Origin of the sequence: Acinetobacter junii, from assembly GCF_018336855.1 — a bacterium.
Classification (GTDB): Bacteria; Pseudomonadota; Gammaproteobacteria; order Pseudomonadales; family Moraxellaceae; genus Acinetobacter; species Acinetobacter junii.
In genome coordinates this window covers 1,600,284-1,618,716 of record NZ_CP059558.1, presented here as the reverse complement: position 1 = coordinate 1,618,716, position 18,433 = coordinate 1,600,284, and the positions used below count along the sequence as shown (strand labels likewise).

General features: G+C 37.1%; 16 protein-coding genes. 5 read left to right on the top strand and 11 right to left on the bottom strand.

Annotated elements, in window-relative coordinates; genetic code table 11:
- Positions 1 to 10: 10 nt before the first annotated feature.
- From eno to H2677_RS07705, 3 genes are read right to left on the bottom strand one after another with little or no spacing between them, the layout of a single operon-like run.
- Positions 11 to 1,300, bottom strand: a complete 1,290-nt coding sequence (gene eno / locus H2677_RS07715; RefSeq protein WP_004911285.1) for a phosphopyruvate hydratase — start codon at positions 1,298 to 1,300, stop codon at positions 11 to 13.
- A gap of 45 nt (positions 1,301 to 1,345) precedes the next feature.
- Positions 1,346 to 2,203, bottom strand: a complete 858-nt coding sequence (kdsA, locus tag H2677_RS07710; RefSeq protein ID WP_004954227.1) for a 3-deoxy-8-phosphooctulonate synthase — start codon at positions 2,201 to 2,203, stop codon at positions 1,346 to 1,348.
- Positions 2,204 to 2,235: 32 nt separating this feature from the next.
- Complete coding sequence (locus H2677_RS07705) at positions 2,236 to 3,873, bottom strand: CTP synthase (RefSeq protein WP_004911289.1); 1,638 nt, start codon at positions 3,871 to 3,873, stop codon at positions 2,236 to 2,238.
- Between the two features lie 366 nt (positions 3,874 to 4,239).
- Between H2677_RS07705 and H2677_RS07700 the strand changes: the two genes are divergently transcribed.
- Together H2677_RS07700 and H2677_RS07695 are read left to right on the top strand one after the other, a co-directional pair.
- Complete coding sequence (locus H2677_RS07700; RefSeq protein WP_004911292.1) at positions 4,240 to 4,683, top strand: outer membrane protein assembly factor BamD; 444 nt, start codon at positions 4,240 to 4,242, stop codon at positions 4,681 to 4,683.
- A gap of 230 nt (positions 4,684 to 4,913) precedes the next feature.
- Entirely contained in the window at positions 4,914 to 5,759 is an 846-nt protein-coding gene (locus H2677_RS07695; RefSeq protein ID WP_212639523.1) for a metal-dependent hydrolase, read from the top strand.
- Between the two features lie 45 nt (positions 5,760 to 5,804).
- Here H2677_RS07695 and H2677_RS07690 read toward each other — a convergent pair whose 3' ends face one another.
- The 4 genes from H2677_RS07690 to H2677_RS07675 all read right to left on the bottom strand — a co-directional run bounded on the left by H2677_RS07690 (position 5,805) and on the right by H2677_RS07675 (position 10,174).
- On the bottom strand, positions 5,805 to 6,899 hold the full coding sequence (locus tag H2677_RS07690) for a YheT family hydrolase (RefSeq protein WP_099948626.1): 1,095 nt from the start codon (positions 6,897 to 6,899) through the stop codon (positions 5,805 to 5,807).
- 19 nt (positions 6,900 to 6,918) lie between these two features.
- Positions 6,919 to 7,635, bottom strand: coding sequence for an SGNH/GDSL hydrolase family protein (locus tag H2677_RS07685; protein ID WP_212639522.1), 717 nt, complete (start codon positions 7,633 to 7,635; stop codon positions 6,919 to 6,921).
- 33 nt (positions 7,636 to 7,668) lie between these two features.
- Entirely contained in the window at positions 7,669 to 8,076 is a 408-nt protein-coding gene (locus H2677_RS07680; protein WP_004954216.1) for a nuclear transport factor 2 family protein, read from the bottom strand.
- A 73-nt stretch (positions 8,077 to 8,149) separates the two neighbouring features.
- Positions 8,150 to 10,174: an NADPH-dependent 2,4-dienoyl-CoA reductase gene (locus H2677_RS07675; protein WP_212639521.1), complete on the bottom strand. Its 2,025-nt coding sequence runs from the start codon at positions 10,172 to 10,174 to the stop codon at positions 8,150 to 8,152.
- A gap of 124 nt (positions 10,175 to 10,298) precedes the next feature.
- Here H2677_RS07675 and H2677_RS07670 point away from each other — a divergent pair, with 124 nt between their 5' ends.
- Both H2677_RS07670 and H2677_RS07665 read left to right on the top strand, forming a co-directional pair.
- Positions 10,299 to 10,859 carry a PadR family transcriptional regulator gene (locus H2677_RS07670; protein WP_212639520.1) on the top strand — a complete coding sequence of 187 codons (561 nt, stop codon included), beginning with the start codon at positions 10,299 to 10,301 and terminating at the stop codon, positions 10,857 to 10,859.
- Positions 10,859 to 11,779 carry an alpha/beta fold hydrolase gene (locus H2677_RS07665; protein WP_212639519.1) on the top strand — a complete coding sequence of 307 codons (921 nt, stop codon included), beginning with the start codon at positions 10,859 to 10,861 and terminating at the stop codon, positions 11,777 to 11,779. The genes H2677_RS07670 and H2677_RS07665 overlap by 1 nt, the downstream gene beginning before the upstream one ends.
- Before the next feature lie 46 nt (positions 11,780 to 11,825).
- Here H2677_RS07665 and H2677_RS07660 read toward each other — a convergent pair whose 3' ends face one another.
- Positions 11,826 to 12,866 (bottom strand): 3-deoxy-7-phosphoheptulonate synthase, encoded by a 1,041-nt coding sequence (locus tag H2677_RS07660; protein ID WP_212639518.1) that lies wholly within the window; start codon positions 12,864 to 12,866, stop codon positions 11,826 to 11,828.
- Between the two features lie 608 nt (positions 12,867 to 13,474).
- On the opposite strand from H2677_RS07660, the gene H2677_RS07655 reads away from it, so the two are divergent.
- The gene (locus tag H2677_RS07655; protein ID WP_168153680.1) at positions 13,475 to 15,046 is read left to right on the top strand and encodes an ATP-binding cassette domain-containing protein; all 1,572 of its coding nucleotides are present in this window, start codon (positions 13,475 to 13,477) and stop codon (positions 15,044 to 15,046) included.
- Positions 15,047 to 15,086: 40 nt separating this feature from the next.
- Here the strand turns inward: H2677_RS07655 and H2677_RS07650 are convergent, their stop codons facing one another.
- The 3 genes from H2677_RS07650 to clpS all read right to left on the bottom strand — a co-directional run bounded on the left by H2677_RS07650 (position 15,087) and on the right by clpS (position 18,424).
- Positions 15,087 to 15,449 carry a YnfA family protein gene (locus tag H2677_RS07650; RefSeq protein WP_212639517.1) on the bottom strand — a complete coding sequence of 121 codons (363 nt, stop codon included), beginning with the start codon at positions 15,447 to 15,449 and terminating at the stop codon, positions 15,087 to 15,089.
- Complete coding sequence (gene clpA, locus H2677_RS07645; protein ID WP_212639516.1) at positions 15,449 to 17,734, bottom strand: ATP-dependent Clp protease ATP-binding subunit ClpA; 2,286 nt, start codon at positions 17,732 to 17,734, stop codon at positions 15,449 to 15,451. Before clpA ends, H2677_RS07650 begins: the two co-directional genes overlap by 1 nt.
- Positions 17,735 to 18,013: 279 nt before the next feature.
- The gene (gene clpS / locus H2677_RS07635; protein ID WP_005402579.1) at positions 18,014 to 18,424 is read right to left on the bottom strand and encodes an ATP-dependent Clp protease adapter ClpS; all 411 of its coding nucleotides are present in this window, start codon (positions 18,422 to 18,424) and stop codon (positions 18,014 to 18,016) included.
- Positions 18,425 to 18,433: the final 9 nt, after the last annotated feature.

Genomic DNA, 18,433 nt, shown 5'->3' with positions numbered 1-18,433 from the left:
AATTCAGAGATTATTTTAAACCTTTGAATTCAGCTTTACCGCGGTAAGCTGCTTTAGTCAATTCTTCAATACGAAGTAATTGGTTATATTTTGCAACGCGGTCAGAACGGCATAGAGAACCAGTCTTAATTTGACCAGCTGCTGTACCTACTGCCAAGTCAGCAATAGTCGAATCTTCTGTTTCACCAGAACGATGTGAAATAACAGTTGAATAGCCATTTGCTTTAGCAAGATAGATAGCATCTAATGTTTCAGTCAAAGTACCGATTTGGTTATATTTGATAAGAATAGAGTTACCTACTTTCTCATCAATACCACGTTGTAAAATCTTAGGGTTTGTTACGAATAAATCGTCACCAACCAATTGGATTTTGTCACCAAGAATTGATGTTAAGTAGCTCCAACCCTCCCAATCAGATTCATCCAAACCATCTTCGATCGAGATGATAGGATATTGATTCGCAAGACCAGCTAAATAATCAGCAAATTGATGGCTTGTGAAAGCACGGTTACCTTCGCCTTCTAAAACGTATTGACCGTTTTTGTAGAACTCAGAAGATGCGCAGTCCAAAGCAAGCATCATGTCAGAACCAGCTTTATAACCAGTTAATTCAATTGCTTGTAAAATAACTTGGATCGCTTCCTCATTAGAGCGTAGGTTAGGTGCAAAACCACCTTCATCACCAACTGCAGTATTTAAACCTTGTTTCTTTAAAACTGATTTTAAAGAGTGGAATACTTCAGCACCAGCACGTAACGCTTCAGCAAATGAAGTGAAACCAACTGGCTCAATCATGAATTCTTGAATATCAACAGTGTTATCTGCATGCTCACCACCGTTGAGGATGTTCATCATCGGTACAGGCATAGTCAAGATAGTTTGACCACGAAGGTCTGCGATATATTGGAAAAGAGGAAGTTTCTTTTCTTCAGCAGCAGCACGCGCAGCAGCTAAAGAGACTGCTAAAGTTGCGTTTGCACCTAATTTTTCTTTGTTTTCAGTGCCATCAAGCGCGATCATTGTATTATCAATGTCTTTTTGCTCAAAAACTGATTTACCCAACAAAGCGTCACGAATCAATGTGTTAACATTGTTAACTGCTGTACGAACACCTTTACCTAAGTAACGTGATTTATCTCCGTCACGAAGTTCTAAAGCTTCACGAGAACCAGTTGAAGCACCAGATGGTGCACATGCACGACCAACAACCCCAGATTCTAAAATTACGTCTGCTTCGATGGTTGGGTTACCACGAGAGTCCAAAATTTCGCGTGCACGGATGTCAACGATTTGGCTCATGAACAATTCCTCTGTTTAATGAATAAAAAGATGTATTTTCATACATCAATGGGTATCTAACTTTTTGAATCCTTTAACTAAAGTATCCAATTCTTTTAACTGTGCCAAGAATGGCTCTAATTGAGATAAGCGTAATGCACATGGTCCATCACATTTCGCTACTTCAGGCTCTGGATGTGCTTCTAAGAACAGACCAGCTAAACCAGTCGCCATGCCTGCACGTGCTAACGTCGTAATTTGGGCACGACGACCACCAGCTGAATCAGCACGTCCACCAGGTGTTTGCAGTGAGTGCGTCACATCAAAGAACACAGGGACATTCATTTCTTTCATGATGTCAAAACCAAGCATATCAACAACTAAGTTGTTATAACCGAATGCTGAGCCACGTTCACAAAGAATTAGTTTGTCATTTCCAGCTTCAAGACATTTATGCAAAATATGGCGCATTTCATGTGGAGCTAAGAATTGTGCTTTTTTAATATTGATAATGGCTTGAGTCTTAGCCATCGCCTCAACCAAATCAGTTTGACGACTTAAAAAAGCAGGTAATTGAATAATGTCAGCAACTTCTGCAACTGGAGCTGCTTGATATGGTTCATGCACATCAGTAATGATAGGGACATTAAATTGTTTCTTAATGTCAGCAAGCCATTCAATCCCTTTTTCTAAACCAGGGCCGCGAAAAGAATTCAAACTTGAACGATTCGCTTTGTCAAAGCTCGCTTTGAACACGTAAGGAATATCTAAGCGCTTGCAGATGTCAATATAAGTTTCAGCAATTTCGAAAGCTAAATCTTTTGATTCTAATACGTTCATTCCGCCAAATAATACAAATGGCAAATGATTTGCCATTTGTATATCGCCTAAACGTACAACTTCTTGTGGTTTTAATTGTGACATTTAAACTTTCCCAGTTTATTTAAAGAACTGCATTATTTACCTTGTTGGTGCTGTTTTTTCGCAGCATCAATAAAACCAGCAAATAATGGATGTCCATCACGTGGTGAACTTGTAAATTCTGGGTGGAATTGTACAGCAATAAACCAAGGATGTTCAGGAATTTCTACAGTTTCAACTAAATGTTGTACAGAAGAATAACCTGAAATTTTCATACCAGCTTCTTCAAGCGTAGGAATGAAACGATCATTCATTTCATAACGATGGCGATGACGCTCAGTAATTTCAGCTTTACCATAAACTTCGCGAGTTTTAGTACCTTCAACCAATTCTGACTTTTGAGCACCAAGACGCATTGTTCCGCCTAAGTCTGATTCAAGACTGCGCTGTTGTAATTCGCCACGCTCGTCTAACCATTCAGTAATTAAGCCAATTAATGGATATTTAGTTGAACGATTAAACTCTGTAGAGCTTGCTTCTGGAATACCTGCTACATTGCGAGCATATTCAATTACAGCAAGTTGCATACCTAAACAAATACCCAAGAAAGGTATTTTATTTTCACGTGCATACTGGATCGCACGCATTTTACCTTCAGTACCGCGCTCACCAAAACCACCTGGCACAAGGATCGCATCAGCTGTATTTAAAACACTAATATCTTGTTGTTCAAGATCTTCAGCATTTACATAATCAATCTGAACTTTTACGCGATTTTGGATACCAGCATGTAAAAGTGCTTCATTGACAGATTTATATGCATCTGGCAATTCAACATATTTACCAACCATAGCTACACGTACCGTGTACTCTGGATTGAGTAATGCTTCAACAACGTTATCCCAATCTTCAAGATTTGCTTCAGGAAGATCATTAAAACCAAAACGTTCACAAATTAAATCGTCAACATTCTGCTCATAAAAATTACGTGGGATTTGGTAAATTGTTTTCGCATCTTTACAAACAACAACTGCACGCGCTTCTACGTTAGTGAAAAGAGCAATTTTACGTTTAGTATCAGCATCAACATCATATTCAGTACGACAGATTAAAATGTCAGGTTGAATACCGATTGAAAGTAATTCTTTAACTGAGTGTTGAGTAGGCTTTGTTTTTAACTCAGCAGCTGATTTAATATACGGCAACAAAGTCAAATGCATGAGCATTGTACGTTTATGACCCAACTCAACCATAAGTTGACGAACCGACTCCATAAATGGAAGTGATTCGATATCACCAACAGTCCCGCCAATTTCTACAATAGCAACGTCGTAACCTTCACCTGCACGAAGAACACGCTCTTTAATATTGTCAGTAATATGCGGAATTACTTGAACTGTACCGCCTAAGTAATCACCACGACGTTCTTTATTCAAAACATCTTGATAAACACGACCACTTGTAAAGTTGTTTAATTTGGTCATTTTCGCACGACGTAAGAAACGTTCGTAATAGCCCAAATCTAAGTCAGTTTCAGCACCATCCTCTGTGACGAAAACCTCACCGTGCTGGAATGGACTCATGGTACCTGGATCGACATTAATGTATGGATCCATTTTCACCATAGTGACTTTTAAGCCACGGGCTTCCAAAAGTGCAGCAACAGAAGCAGCAGAAATACCTTTACCTAGTGATGAAACTACACCACCAGTGACAAAAATAAAATGGGTCATTGAGTTTCTCGTACAATCGAGCCGAAATCGGCCTACAATGTTGTGCAATTTTACTGTACTCTGCCCTAATAAAGCAAAGTCAAACCGCATCAATTCAAAGAACTATAAACAACTGGCTATTCTATCAGCATTTTCGATAAAAATTTATCGGAATTGTGGATATTTCATACATAAATTCTTTTTGCATGGCTGACAGCAATCATTTTCAAGTTTAGATTATGATTTTTTAGTTTTATCACTTTAAAAATTAGTATGGATGGTGCAAGCAACTATAAAATATCAACAAAGCTGTTTGATGTAAGTGATTTATTCTTTTAATTTGCTGATATAATTCCCTCTGTCCTTTTTTAATATGTTGTTTTAACAATGGCGAATAAAAAACTTTTACTTTGTGCAGCGATTGCTACTGGTCTTTTATTAACTGCGTGCGTCAAAAAAGAAGAGCCTAAAAACGAAGATCAGCAAGAACAAACTGCTGAAACTGAAACGAGTCAAGCACAAACTGAGCCTAAGAACAGTGAGTTTGAAACGCTTGAAAGCGTAGATAATCAAGAAACTACAGCTCCTGTTACCGAAACTATTCGTGAAGAAACTCCAAATACAACAACTGAAGTTCGTCGTGAGATTCGCCCTGCTGAAACAACTACTAGCAGCCAAACTCAAACTTCTACAACAGAACAACCTAAACCGACTCAAACTGAACCAAAACCAGTAAAGACGGAACCACAAAAGCCAGCTACTCCAGCTCAATCTGAAGAAGATGCTGTTGCAGCAGCAATTGCGGCGGCTACACCTGCGCTTAATAATTAAGTTATCTTATGAATACCCAAATCAAAATTATGGTTTGGGTATTCAATTCATAAAAAATTTTATCTTCTTTTATCCTTTTACTCTGAAACACATGTCAGAAACGATTCTCTGTCTATCAGTTAGGGACAATATTATCTATCTTCTTCAAAATTAATTGACAGTTAAAGAATTTGAAATTAGCTTTCATTTATTAAGTTCCTTTTTGGAACTATCAATAAATGGAGTAAAGAATGAAAAGTAACTCAACCCGTTCACCAGCCTCATTTCCTGTACGTCGCATGGATTACAATTTTGAAAACACACCTAAATATTGGTGTGCTAATGATCCAGCAATGACACATTATTTCACCGGACTCTCAACCTTATTTCCAGAAGGTGAATCTTATTTCGTGCGATCAGTAAGAGCATTACGAGAACATGCAAAACTGAATGAAGCATTAGATAGAGAAATTAGTGCTTTCATCGGCCAAGAGGCTATGCATTCAAAAGAACATCATGCTTTTCATATTAGCGCTCAACAACATGGCCTGAACCCTGAATCTTTGGAAAAAGTTACTGGTATTGTTCTCAAAGGTCTTGAAAAAGTATTTAGTAAAAAGTGGAATTTACTTGTTACTGTAGGTTTAGAGCATTACACAGCTGTACTAGTCGTAAGTATGATGGAAACTGTAAATGAGTATATGACGGATAAAACTATACGAGATTTATGGTTATGGCATAGTGTTGAAGAAACTGAGCATAAAGCAGTAGCTTTTGATTTATATGAATATTTATATGGAAATGGATTAAATGCTTACCTTCCTCGGGTCACAATTTTCACTTTAAGCCTGATTCTTATTACTGGACTTTCAACAATCTACCAAATAGTTTTAATGAAACGAGATAAACAATTATCAAATCTTAAAACATGGCAAAACTTCTTTAATTTTGCAGCTAAGCAATATAAAACATTTATTCCCAAATTCTTTGAATACTATAGATATGACTTTCACCCTAACCAGACTAATGAAAAAAATTTAGTTGCAACCACGAAAATAAAACTTGGAATAAAAGATACACCTGCTTTGGTATCTTAAAATAAAAAAAGCCCATTCACACATGGGCTTTATTCCTTAAATTACTTAGCTTGAACGCTGAACAAGAAAATAATCTGAAATAAGTCGTGCTGACCAAGATGAAGTTTGCCAGCCTTCATAAAATCCACAGTGGCTTCCTTTTTTCGTTGTAATCACAGCAATATTATCCATTTGCTCTATAGCAGATTTATATGGATGAAAGTTTTTGATCGAGCACACAGGATCATCTTCAGAGTTTAGAATCATCAATGGAATTTTTATATTTTGAAAAACATATATAGGATTAATCGCTTTACAGTAGCTCTCATAATCTCTAAAACCTGCCATTTCAAAATAGACTTTTTCAAACTCTTCAAGTGTTGTTGATGCTAAAACCTTTTCTAATGAATCAAGCTGTTTCCATGTAGATTGATAAGGATAAATAAAATGCTTAAACAATTTTTTCGTCATTAACTTTGTGTAAAACGGATGAACATTTTTGAATCCAATTTCGGTGTTATAACCAGGACACATTGCAAATGCAGCTTTAAAAGGCGTGTCTAGACCTTGTTCACCCAAATAACGCACTAATAAGCCAGTACCAGCAGAAGAACCAACAGCATACAAATCAGACTCAGGAAATATATGTTGAATATGCGTAAGTTGTTCTTTCAAATCATCTGTCGATCCAAAAAGTGAAATGCGAGGTACAGGCATTGGTAAACCGGCGTGTCCACGACGTAGACAAAGCGCGATTCTCCATCCTGTGTATTGATGCAAATCTTTTACTAGTTCTCGCATACTTTCAGGTGAACCCGTAATGGTATGCATAATAACAATCGTCGGTGTTTGCTTAGGTAAGTCGTATCCATACCATGCTATTCCTGTAACACCACCATCCTGCATAGTGAGTTGTTCGATACGATCATATTGAAGCTTTATCGTTTTTTTTCTAATAACATCAAAATACAACAGATGCATGTGATTGTTAGACAACCAAGGTGTTGGGCGGTACTTCTGTTTTAGCTGAGGCAATTTCTCTAAGATATTTTTAATCTTTCCATTTGGTGAATAATATGTCTTTGGTTTCTCTGCACCAACCACAAGATCAAATAACTCTAAGCCCAAAACTTTAATTTTATTTAAAGTAGAAATACCCATAGATGACAATAGCCTTAAATTATGAGGTGAAGAATTCTCGCACTAACGACGCGACCTGTTTCCCCCAGATCTCGTAAATTTCTTTACTTGGATGAAACCCATCTATAGCCATGGGTAGATTCATCTCTTGAAAATGTTCAAGATCAAATTCAATAAACTTAAATATTGGTTCAGTTGATAAATAGCCTTGTAATTTTTTATTCATTTGTTGAACATGTTTTCCAAATATCCAAGCAAGTGGATGAGGTAAAGCTGGAAAATGCTGCATAGGTGGAACACCAGTCACAATAATCAATTTTGGATCAAATTTCTTCCGTAATTCGGTAAACAATTGTTTTTGCTGCTTTATCCACAAGCGAGTTGAGGTAAGTTTAGTCACGTCATTTACCCCTATTGAAGTGACGATCACATCATAAACTTGCGGCTCTAAAGCATTAATTGCATCAATGACTTGTCTAGTATTGTCACCAGTTTTAGCACGTAAAGCCCATGTCAGTTGATATTCATTCATAAGCTGTGAAATCAATACGCCTGAAAGAGCTTGATGCTGATATTCAACACCAACTCCTGCAGCAGCAGAATCACCTAAAATAAGCAATGATAATGGCCGACCAAAACCTACAACTCCTTGACGTTCTCCAATTGGCTCTAGAAGTTTTGGTGTACGTTGTTTAACAACAATTCCTTGGGCAACTATGACTGGTAGTAGGAATAATGTCGATATTTTTAACCACATTTTAATTCAAACTTACTTAGGCTATTTTTAATATTAAGTAGCTTGATATTGGGCGATTCTTTGACCCATTTGCTCTGCTAAGGCAGCCAAACCACTCATTGGCCGAATCATCACTTCAAAATCAATAATTTGCCCTCGATCATTGAAGCGAATCATATCGATACCTTTTAATGATTTACCACTCACATTCGCGCTAAATTCTAGCACTACATTTTCACCATCTTCCGTAAAGAATTCACGATGATAAGTAAAGTCCTGAAAAACTTGGATAACATTGGTCAAAATAAAGAAAACAACTTGCTTCCCTTCATACGGTTTATAAGCGACAGGTGATCTAAATACCACCTCATCTGCTAATAAATCATTTAAGATGGACATGTCATTGGTTTCTAACATTTGATGCCATTTTTTGATTGATATTTGAGTTGTTGCAAGTGTCATTTTTATTGTCCTATTAAATTTATATGGTCTTGAAAAGGGCATTTTCTTAAAATAGAAAACACCCTTTTATTTATTATAGAATTGCTGCTAGTTCAGCACCTTGACGAATTGCACGCTTCGCATCTAACTCGCCTGCTTCTTTTGCACCACCGATAAGATGAACATTTTTACCATCAGCTTTGAGTTGATCATACATCGCTGTATATGATTCTTGGCCTGCACAAATTACGACGTTATCAACTTCTAATACTGTTGTTTTTCCATCAACAGTAATATGTAAACCTAGATCATCTACTTTGTCATAACTTGCACCTGCGATCATTTTTACATCGCGGTGTTTTAAGCCTGTACGGTGAATCCAGCCAGTTGTTTTACCCAGACCTGCACCTACTGCCGAAGCTTTACGTTGTAATAAATAAATTTCTCGTTCTGATTTTTCAAGTTCAGGTTGTTTCAGACCTCCAACATGCTCGTACGCTGTATCAATACCCCATTCTGCATAGAATTTTTCAGGGTTTAAGCTACCGCTTTCACCTTCGTGACTTAAATACTCAGCAGTATCAAAACCAATACCTCCAGCACCAATAATCGCTACACGTTTTCCTACTGGTACACGCTCTTTAAGTACTTGGATATAACTTAGAACTTTTGGATGATGAATGCCTTCAAATTGTAATTGACGTGGTGTTACACCAGTAGCTACAACAATTTCATCATAGTTTGCTTTGCTTAACTCTTCATAAGTTACAGTATGATTCAATACCAACTCAATATTTGGTTGTAATTCGATTTGACGCTTGAAGTAGCGTAGTGTCTCGTAAAATTCTTCTTTACCTGGAATCGTTTTAGCGATATTGAACTGTCCACCAATCTGATTACTTGAATCAAAAATTTTAACTTTATGACCACGGCTAGCTGCATAAGTTGCAAAACTCAACCCCGCAGGTCCTGCACCGATTACTGCAATATTTTTTACTGCATTTGTTTCTTTGAAAATCAGTTCAGTTTCATAACATGCACGTGGATTCACTAAGCATGTCGCAATGTTCATAGAGAAAATATGGTCTAAACATGCTTGGTTACAACCAATACAAGTATTGATTTCATCACTGCGATTCTCTTTAGCTTTTAATACAAATTCCGCATCTGCCAACATAGGACGAGCCATTGAAATCATATCAGCATGACCTGATGCTAAAACATGCTCAGCCATTTCAGGTGTGTTAATACGATTCGAAGTAATTAATGGAATAGATACACTTCCTTTAAGTTTTTCCGTTACCCAAGTGAATGCAGCACGAGGTACTTTTGTAGCAATCGTTGGAATACGTGCTTCATGCCAGCCGATTCCTGTATTAATAATTGTTGCACCCGCTTTTTCAATTTCTTTAGCAAGGTGAATCACTTCTTCTAAGCTAGAACCACCTTCTACCAAATCGAGCATAGATAACCGATAAATAATAATAAAGTTCTCGCCCACTAAATCACGCGTACGTTTAACAATTTCGATTGGAAAACGGATACGATTTTCGTAGCTACCACCCCACTCGTCATCACGATGGTTGGTACGTGCGGCAATAAACTCATTAATCAGGTAGCCTTCTGAGCCCATGATTTCTACGCCATCATAACCTGCATATTGTGCTAATTTTGCACAATTCGCAAAGTCATCAATGGTTTGTTGGACTTCTGCAGAACTTAATGCTTTTGGCTTAATTGGGTTGATTGGAGCCTGAATTGCTGAAGGCGCGACGTTATTTGCTTGATAAGAATAGCGCCCTGTATGAAGAATTTGCATAGCAATCTTACCACCTGCATCATGTACAGCTTGGGTAATCACTTTATGTTTTTCTGCTTCTTCGATTGAATCTAATTTTGTTCCATGCGCAAAAACAACACCATCATCGTTTGGAGATACACCACCTGTAACAATTAATCCAACCTCACCTTTCGCACGTTCAGCATAGAATGCTGCCATGCGTTCATAGCCTTGTGGCGCTTCTTCTAAACCAATATGCATAGACCCCATAAGCACGCGGTTTTTTAAAGTCGTAAAGCCTAAATCAAGTGGCTGAAGTAAATGTGGATAAGCTGACATAAATTCTCCTATGGCTAGCAATCTGCTTGCTAATGCAACTTGTTGCATAAAGTTATAAACAATATTTGATTTTTATGCAACATTTTGCATAATCTTAATAGTCACATTTTATTTTTGGATGTTTATGTCTCTTGCCCATGTTTTATTGACGAGTTTATTAGAAAAACCAAGCACTGGTTTCGAACTTGCTCGTCGTTTTGATCGCTCTATGGGCTTCTTTTGGAACGCGACACATCAACAAATTTATCGTGAACTCAATGGAATGCTCAAAAAAGGTTGGATATCAACCATTGAAGAAGAAACAACAAACAGTCGTAAAAAAACATATCAAGTCGAACAATTAGGTCGCATACAATTAGCTGCATGGATCGAGCAACAAAGTGAACCAGCGCAACTAAGAGATGATTTGATGGTTAGGTTGAGGGCTGAAGCACAATTAGGTGGCAATACGATATTACCTGAATTGATTCGCCACTTAGAGTTACACAAAGAGAAGTTAAAATTGTACCAAGCCATTCATGACAAAGACTTTAAAAATTACGAGCCAACAAATCGTATTTTGTTTATTCATAAAATGATTCTTGAACTCGGTATTATTAAAGAGAATGAATGGATAAAATGGTTAGAGAAAATGATCCCTCAGCTCAAAAAGTTTGAGGAAGCTGACAAGATTGGAGAAAAATAATGCCGTTTTACACCATGCCTGATCAAGAAAAATTATTTGTACGACGTGTAGGCGAGGGAGAACCTGTACTCGTCTTATCAGGACTTGGTATGCAAAGCTGGCAATGGCTACCTTTTTTATTTTCCAATCGCAATCAATATGAATTTATTATCCCAGATTGGAGAGGATTCGGTGGCTCTAAAAATTGTGGAATTCCATCAATGGATGCTATCTCAAGCCATTGGAATGATGTAGATGCACTCATCAAACTGCTTAATTTAGACCAGTTTATCCTGATGGGATATTCTATGGGTGCAACGACCGCTATGCATGGAATGAAACATGGTGATTTAGCTAAAAAAATTAAAGCCTACCTCCATATTGATCAAACACCAAAAATTGCTGTTGATGATACTTGGCAATATGGTCTATTTGGAACAAAGTATTCTCAATTCAAAAGTTTACTTCTCGATATTCAAACACTTTTATTTGATTATAAGTCTGCAAAAAGGATTGAAGATTTACCTAAAGACATTCGATATCAACTTGTAAGTCTTTGGGGTGCATTTATTGAGTTACAAAGCAATAATGCTTATAGTCCAAAAATCTTTAAACTGGCATTAAATCGACCAGTTTTACAAAAGTATTTACTACCTATTCAACGACTAGACTATTTACTTTGGTATGTTGAAAATTATCTAAATCATGATGAAGATTACCGTGATGCCATCAGTCAATTAGAGTGTCCAACAACGTTCTTTATTGGCCGTGACTCTACGCTTTATCCAGAAACTGGACAAACTTTAGTTGCTAATAGTCTAGCAAATGCTAAAACAATCTATTTTGAACGTTCAGGGCATACTCCCTTAATTACCGAACCAAGAAAATTCTCTCAAGAAATTGGGCGTTTTCTAAGTAGCAATTCATTGGATGCTGCATAAAAATACAATAAAAAGCCAATCAACAAGATTGGCTTTTTATGATCAATCAAGATCTCATTTGCTCAGCGATTTCCAAGAGAACTTGTTCAGTTTTATCCCAACCTAAACAACCATCCGTTACCGACTGACCGTAAGTCATATTACATGAAATCTTTTGATTTCCATCAACCAAGTGGCTTTCGATCATCACACCACGTACTTTGGATTCTGCACGTTCTGCAATAATTTGTTTTAGTATATTTGGTTGCTGTAATGGGTCTTTACCACTATTGCCATGACTACAATCAATTACTAATGCAGGCAAATGTTTATGTTTAAAGTGCATCGCTTGAATTGAAGCCAAATCATAATTTGTACCATGGTTTGAACCACGCAAAATTAAATGCGGTAAAGGGTTGCCATTGCTATGCAAAATAGCAGGTAAACCTTGCTGAGTCATTCCAAGGAATTGATGACCATTTAAAGCAGATTGAATTGCATCCAAAGCAATCTGAATCGAACCATCAGTACCATTTTTAAAACCAATACTGTATGGCATATGGCTTGCGATCTCACGATGAATCTGAGATTCACTTGTACGTGCCCCAATCGCTCCCCAAGCCAGCAAGTCATCAAAATAACCTGTTGCCATCGGACTTAAAATTTCACTCGCGATCGGCAAACCTTTTTCAATAAGCTGAATATATAGCTCACGAGATTTTTCCAATCCCAATTGTAAATCTGATGATCCATCTAGGTTTGGATCATATAAAAAACCCTTCCAGCCAACTGTTGTACGTGGTTTTTCAATATAAGCACGCATTACAAGAAATATTTGATCTTTAACTTTTTCTTGGAGTTTTTGTAGGCGATCAGCATATTCAAGTACTGCGATAGGATCATGAATCGAGCATGGACCTGTAATCACCATAAGTCGATGATCATGACCAGATAAAATATTCTGAATCGTTTGACGATGTTTTGAAATTTGCTGCACTAAATTTGCAGACAATGGATACTGCGCTTTGAGTTGTGATGGCAAGCTAAGCATTGATTCTTTTATTTGCGTTTGTGATGATTGTTTCAAAGCCGTATTTAAAGCATTCATTTTCATTTCCTTTGGACTGAAATCAGCCCGAGTATTTATTTGAGCAAGAGTGATCTAAGTGATGTTGATTTTTTTGCAAAGTAAAACCAAGAAATCTTGCTAAAATATGAAATGTTTGATGTATACATAGTATTTCTCCTAAATTAATGAATCTTAAAGCATAAAAAAACCTGATCGGTGTTGCCGATCAGGTATTAACTGGTTGGGCAACCCTTTCGCTGCCCGAAACGCATCAGGCAACTAGATATATTGCCAAAAGTAAAAGTATGCGTTCGTGTTTACAGTATGCTTTAACATGTTTATTTCAAATATCTTAAAAACTGTTCCTTAGTTCTAAGTTACGCACTATTTCTGCATTTGACAAGCACTTTTTATGTTTTTTTAATTTTACCTAAAAAATAGACAGTAATTGATCTTTTAGCCAAGCTTCAATAAAATAGCACAAAAATACATCACTACGAGTATACGCCAATGAAGTAAGTCCTATTTTTCATCATCAAATTCAATTTCTTTTTTGATGTGCAAAATAGACTTATCTATGGTTGAACCACTCATATTCTAAAACTGATTTCGATCTATTTTTGCATATCCTGTTTATGAGGTTTCTTATGACTCAACAGGCATGTGTCGTTTCAAATTTATCGCTCGAACTAGCACAAAGCAAACTATTTACTAATTTATCTTTCCAACTTCCAACCGGACAATTCACTGGTTTAATTGGACGAAATGGACAAGGCAAATCTCTCCTGATGTCTATTCTTCATGGAAGAAGAACAAATCTACCCTATTCAGGTCAAATATCTTGGTTACGCCCACATCAACATCTTCACCAGTTTCAACGTATCCAATCAGCGACTATTGCTGAGACACTGGAAATAGAAGACTTATATTTTTGTTTTGAACGCATTAATAATGGGACTGCAACATTGACTGATTTTGATCAAGTTGAACATCTTTGGCATTTACCTTCTGAATGGCAACAACTATTAGAAAGTGCAGACTTACCCACTGATCTAGGCAAAAGTACAAATCAATTAAGTGAAGGACAAAAGACTAAACTTGCACTATGTCGTTTATTCTTACTTAAAGATCATTATTTATTACTAGATGAACCGAGTAATCATTTGGATACGCAAGGAAGAAAATGGCTCGTTCAGCAAATGGAACTACATCCAACAGGCGGACTCATTATTAGTCATGACCGCCTACTACTCGCTCATGTAGAAGGTATTTTCAATTTAAACCACTTAGGTTTGCACTACTATGGAGGAAATTATGATCTATATCACCGACAACATCAGTTGCAAATACAAGCATTATCTCATTCAGTTTTACAAGAAAAGCGTGATTTGAAACAACTCAAAGAGCAACAACATCAAAGCCAAATGAAAGCACAAAAAAGAAAGAAAACAGGTGAAAAATTAAGAGCATCAGGATCTCAAGCAACAATCTTACTTGATGCAAAAAAGGAGCAATCTGAACAATCACTTTCTCAACTAAAAAAACAACAGATCAAACAGCTTACTCAAGCAAAAGATGAATTACAGCATAAACAGCATCAACTGGAATATTACAAATCACAATCTTTTGAGTTTACACAACCTACAAAAACATCAGGAGAAATATTACGCTGTTATGAATTAAAAATAGCTTACGCCAGTACAAATCCAATTCAACTTGCGATTAAAGCAGGAGAAAAAATACATTTAAGGGGTGTAAATGGTTGCGGTAAATCGACTTTTCTTAAAACTATTCAAGGTTTAATCAAACCTATAGCTGGAGAAATCTATTCAAATGCGAAATTGGTATATTTAGATCAGAATCTTTGTTTACTCAATCAAAATATATCCGCTTATGAATTTCTTAAAAGTACTGACTCAAATCTATCTGAGCAGCAAATACGAACAGCTTTAGGAAATCTACAAATTCGTAGAGATAAATCGCTTGCTCCGATAAGTACTCTGAGTGGTGGAGAGCGTTTAAAGGTCGCTTTAGTTGCTTTGAAATTCCAAACAGTTGAACTATTACTCTTAGATGAGCCAGACAACCATTTAGATATAGAATCACGAGAACTTTTAGCTCGTGCTATCCGTTCATTTCATGGTTCCATCATCTTAGTTTCTCATGATGAGCTCTTTGTAAAAGAATGCGGCATAGAAGAAAGTTATTTATTGAATTAATCTTAAATCAGTATGGCAAAATTATTTGTCATGCTGATGTTTAGCGTACTAAACCTTGTGGTTGTAAAATAATAATTGCCGCACCACATAACACGATAAGTACACCTAAAATATCCCAACGGGATAACATCACTTGATCGATGTAACGTAACCACAACAGTGCTGTAAAAATATATATCCCGCCATATGCCGCATAAATACGACCTGAAGCTACTGGATGTAATGTAAGCAGCCATACAAAAATAGCTAAACTTAATGCTGTGGGTATCCACAACCAAAGTGACTTCCCTTGATTCAAAATCAAGTATGGAAAATAGCAACCTAAAATTTCAGCAATAGCTGTAATGAAAAATAACCCAAACACTTTGAGTATTTGGGTTATAGAAGATGACAATTCAAACATTAAGCAGGTTCAGCACTCGGATTAATATGATCTTCAAATACCTCTAGTTTCAGACCAACATCTTTACCATCTTCAGTTTTCACAGAAACGGCAACATTTCCACCATGCTCAGCAAGCTCTCCGAACAAGATCATCTCAGCAAGCGGCTTTTTCAGATGCTCTTGAATTAAACGTTGCATTGGGCGAGCACCCATCAGACGGTCATAACCATTGGTTGACAACCAATCTCGCGCACTTTGATCAACTTCAAGAACAACTTGCTTTTCATCCAACTGTGCTTGTAACTCAGTTAAGAATTTATCAACTACTGATTCAATCACAGTCGTAGGAAGTGCTTTAAACTGGATCACACCATCTAAACGGTTACGGAACTCGGGAGAGAATGCTCGTTTCATTGCGTCTTGGTTGTCTGCACTATGATCTTGCTCTGTAAAACCAATACTTGCGCGAGAAATGCTTTCTGCACCAATATTTGTCGTGAGCACAATAATAACGTTTCTGAAATCAGACTTACGACCATTATTATCGGTTAAAGCACCATGATCCATTACTTGTAATAACAAGTTGAATACATCTGGATGTGCTTTCTCAATTTCGTCAAGCAACAGTACACAATGTGGATTTTTATGAATCGCATCAGTCAGTAAACCACCTTGATCATAACCAACATAACCTGGAGGCGCACCGATCAAACGCGACACAGCATGACGCTCCATATATTCAGACATATCAAAGCGTACTAACTCAACACCTAGTAATTTAGCAAGTTGTTTAGTGACCTCTGTTTTACCTACACCTGTAGGCCCAGCAAATACAAAACTACCGACAGGTTTATCAGGTGCTTTTAAACCTGCGCGCGACAATTTAATTGCTGAAGCAAGTGCTGTAATCGCCTCATCTTGACCAAATACAACGCGTTTTAGATCTCGCTCTAAGTTCTCTAAAACAGTCTTATCATCTTTAGAAACAGTCTTAGGTGGGATACGCGCAATCTTGGAAACAATATCTTCAATGTTTTCTACTGAAATCATTGATCCATCAGCTTCAGCTTTAAGACGACGTTGAGCACCAGCTTCATCAATTACGTCAATTGCTTTATCTGGTAAGAAACGATCATGAATAAACTTAGCTGACAACTCTACTGCTGCAACAAGTGCTTTGTCTTCGTATTCAACGTGATGGAAATCCTCAAACTTACTTTTTAAGCCACGAAGTATTTCGATTGTTTCACCCACACTCGGCTCATTCACATCAATTTTTTGGAATCGGCGTGATAATGCATGATCTTTTTCAAATACTTGACGGTATTCTTGGAAAGTAGTTGAACCAATACAACGTAAACTACCATTTGCCAAAGCTGGTTTGATTAAGTTCGATGCATCCATAGTGCTACCCATACTTGAGCCTGCACCAATAATCATATGAATTTCATCAATGAATAAAATCGCGTTCGGATTCTTTTTCAAAGCATTTAACAATTGTTTTAAACGTTTTTCAAAGTCACCACGATACTTCGTGCCTGCAACCAAAGCACCGATGTCTAAGCTATAAACTTCAGCATTAGCAAGTGGTTTTGGTGCTTTACCATTCACAATCAACCATGCCAAACCTTCTGCAATAGATGTTTTACCAACACCTGGATCACCAACTAACAGCGGATTGTTTTTACGGCGACGGCATAAAATTTGTGCAGCGCGCTCAATTTCTTTCTCACGCCCAATTAATGGATCTGTTTTACCCTTTTGTGCTTCAATATTAAGATTAAGCGTATATTGTTCTAAAGGGCCAGCATTCGCAGAGGCTGCATTTTCACCTTCAATATCTTCCACTTCTTCTTCAACTTGAATCTCATCTTTGCGAGTTCCATGAGACAAGTACTGAGTTAAAGTAAGACGATTGATTTGATGGCGTTTTAATAAATAAACCGCAAAAGAGTCTCGTTCAGAATACATCGCAACGAGTACATCAGCGCCCTCTACAGTACGATCACCGCCACTCGATTGCACGTGGAAAATCGCTCTTTGTAGAATACGATCAAAGCTCTCTGTTGGATGAGGAGCTTGTTCGTTATTATCACCAAGTTTTGGGGTATGTTGCTCTACATATTCCTCTAATTCTTTACGCAAAGTAACGACATCTGCACCGCATGCTTTTAAAGCATTTACGGCAGAGTCATTATCTAGCAAGGCAAGCAACAAATGTTCAACTGTCAAAAACTCATGTCTCTTTTGACGAGCCATGCTAACAGCCAAACGTAACGATACTTCTAATTGACGACTGAGCATGTAACCCCCTTATCTCTTGGGCTCTTTCATTCCGAAATATATGAATTTTCATGAAAGAGCTAATTATGGATTTAATCCGCTTGAGCTGCTGTAATCGCAATGAAATTTGGCGGCTACTATACTCTTTGCTTCATAATCTACTGTTAGCATTAGTTGAGCATCTTGGTCAAGATTCAAAACAACATATTGTTGTAAAAATTCAATTACAAACAGCATAAAAGTCAATCAACTGTTTAAATTGACAGCAAATCTATTTTTTAATTCTAAATTTATAGAAAATTATGCTTTTGGCTCAATTTGACAAAGTAATGGATGACCCTGCGATCGAGCATAATTATTTACCTGATTCGCCTTGGTTTCAGCAATATCTCTTGGGTATACACCCGCAGTGCCTTTACCTTCATAATGAACGGTCAACATCACTTGACTCGCTTGATCAAAATCCATCCCAAAATAACTTTGTAAAATCTCAATGACAAAGTCCATTGGCGTGTAATCATCATTCAATAAAACAACTGCGTATAAAGGTGGGCGTTTTAATTCAGGAGGAGCTGTTTGCACAACAACCTCTCCTTCATGATCCTCATGCGAGTCACTCAAACGTGGACCTAAGTGCCAATCAATCAATCCTGACTGCTGAAAAGAACTTTTCACTTCACTTAAACTCATCTGACGTTTATATCTTCGCATATTGGTTAC

Coding starts and splice junctions, on each gene's coding strand:
- eno (WP_004911285.1), bottom strand. CDS start 1,300: ATGAGCCAAATCGTTGACATCCGTGCACGCGAAATTTTGGACTCTCGT.
- kdsA (WP_004954227.1), bottom strand. CDS start 2,203: ATGTCACAATTAAAACCACAAGAAGTTGTACGTTTAGGCGATATACAA.
- H2677_RS07705 (WP_004911289.1), bottom strand. CDS start 3,873: ATGACCCATTTTATTTTTGTCACTGGTGGTGTAGTTTCATCACTAGGT.
- H2677_RS07700 (WP_004911292.1), top strand. CDS start 4,240: ATGGCGAATAAAAAACTTTTACTTTGTGCAGCGATTGCTACTGGTCTT.
- H2677_RS07695 (WP_212639523.1), top strand. CDS start 4,914: ATGAAAAGTAACTCAACCCGTTCACCAGCCTCATTTCCTGTACGTCGC.
- H2677_RS07690 (WP_099948626.1), bottom strand. CDS start 6,899: ATGGGTATTTCTACTTTAAATAAAATTAAAGTTTTGGGCTTAGAGTTA.
- H2677_RS07685 (WP_212639522.1), bottom strand. CDS start 7,635: ATGTGGTTAAAAATATCGACATTATTCCTACTACCAGTCATAGTTGCC.
- H2677_RS07680 (WP_004954216.1), bottom strand. CDS start 8,076: ATGACACTTGCAACAACTCAAATATCAATCAAAAAATGGCATCAAATG.
- H2677_RS07675 (WP_212639521.1), bottom strand. CDS start 10,174: ATGTCAGCTTATCCACATTTACTTCAGCCACTTGATTTAGGCTTTACG.
- H2677_RS07670 (WP_212639520.1), top strand. CDS start 10,299: ATGTCTCTTGCCCATGTTTTATTGACGAGTTTATTAGAAAAACCAAGC.
- H2677_RS07665 (WP_212639519.1), top strand. CDS start 10,859: ATGCCGTTTTACACCATGCCTGATCAAGAAAAATTATTTGTACGACGT.
- H2677_RS07660 (WP_212639518.1), bottom strand. CDS start 12,866: ATGAATGCTTTAAATACGGCTTTGAAACAATCATCACAAACGCAAATA.
- H2677_RS07655 (WP_168153680.1), top strand. CDS start 13,475: ATGACTCAACAGGCATGTGTCGTTTCAAATTTATCGCTCGAACTAGCA.
- H2677_RS07650 (WP_212639517.1), bottom strand. CDS start 15,449: ATGTTTGAATTGTCATCTTCTATAACCCAAATACTCAAAGTGTTTGGG.
- clpA (WP_212639516.1), bottom strand. CDS start 17,734: ATGCTCAGTCGTCAATTAGAAGTATCGTTACGTTTGGCTGTTAGCATG.
- clpS (WP_005402579.1), bottom strand. CDS start 18,424: ATGCGAAGATATAAACGTCAGATGAGTTTAAGTGAAGTGAAAAGTTCT.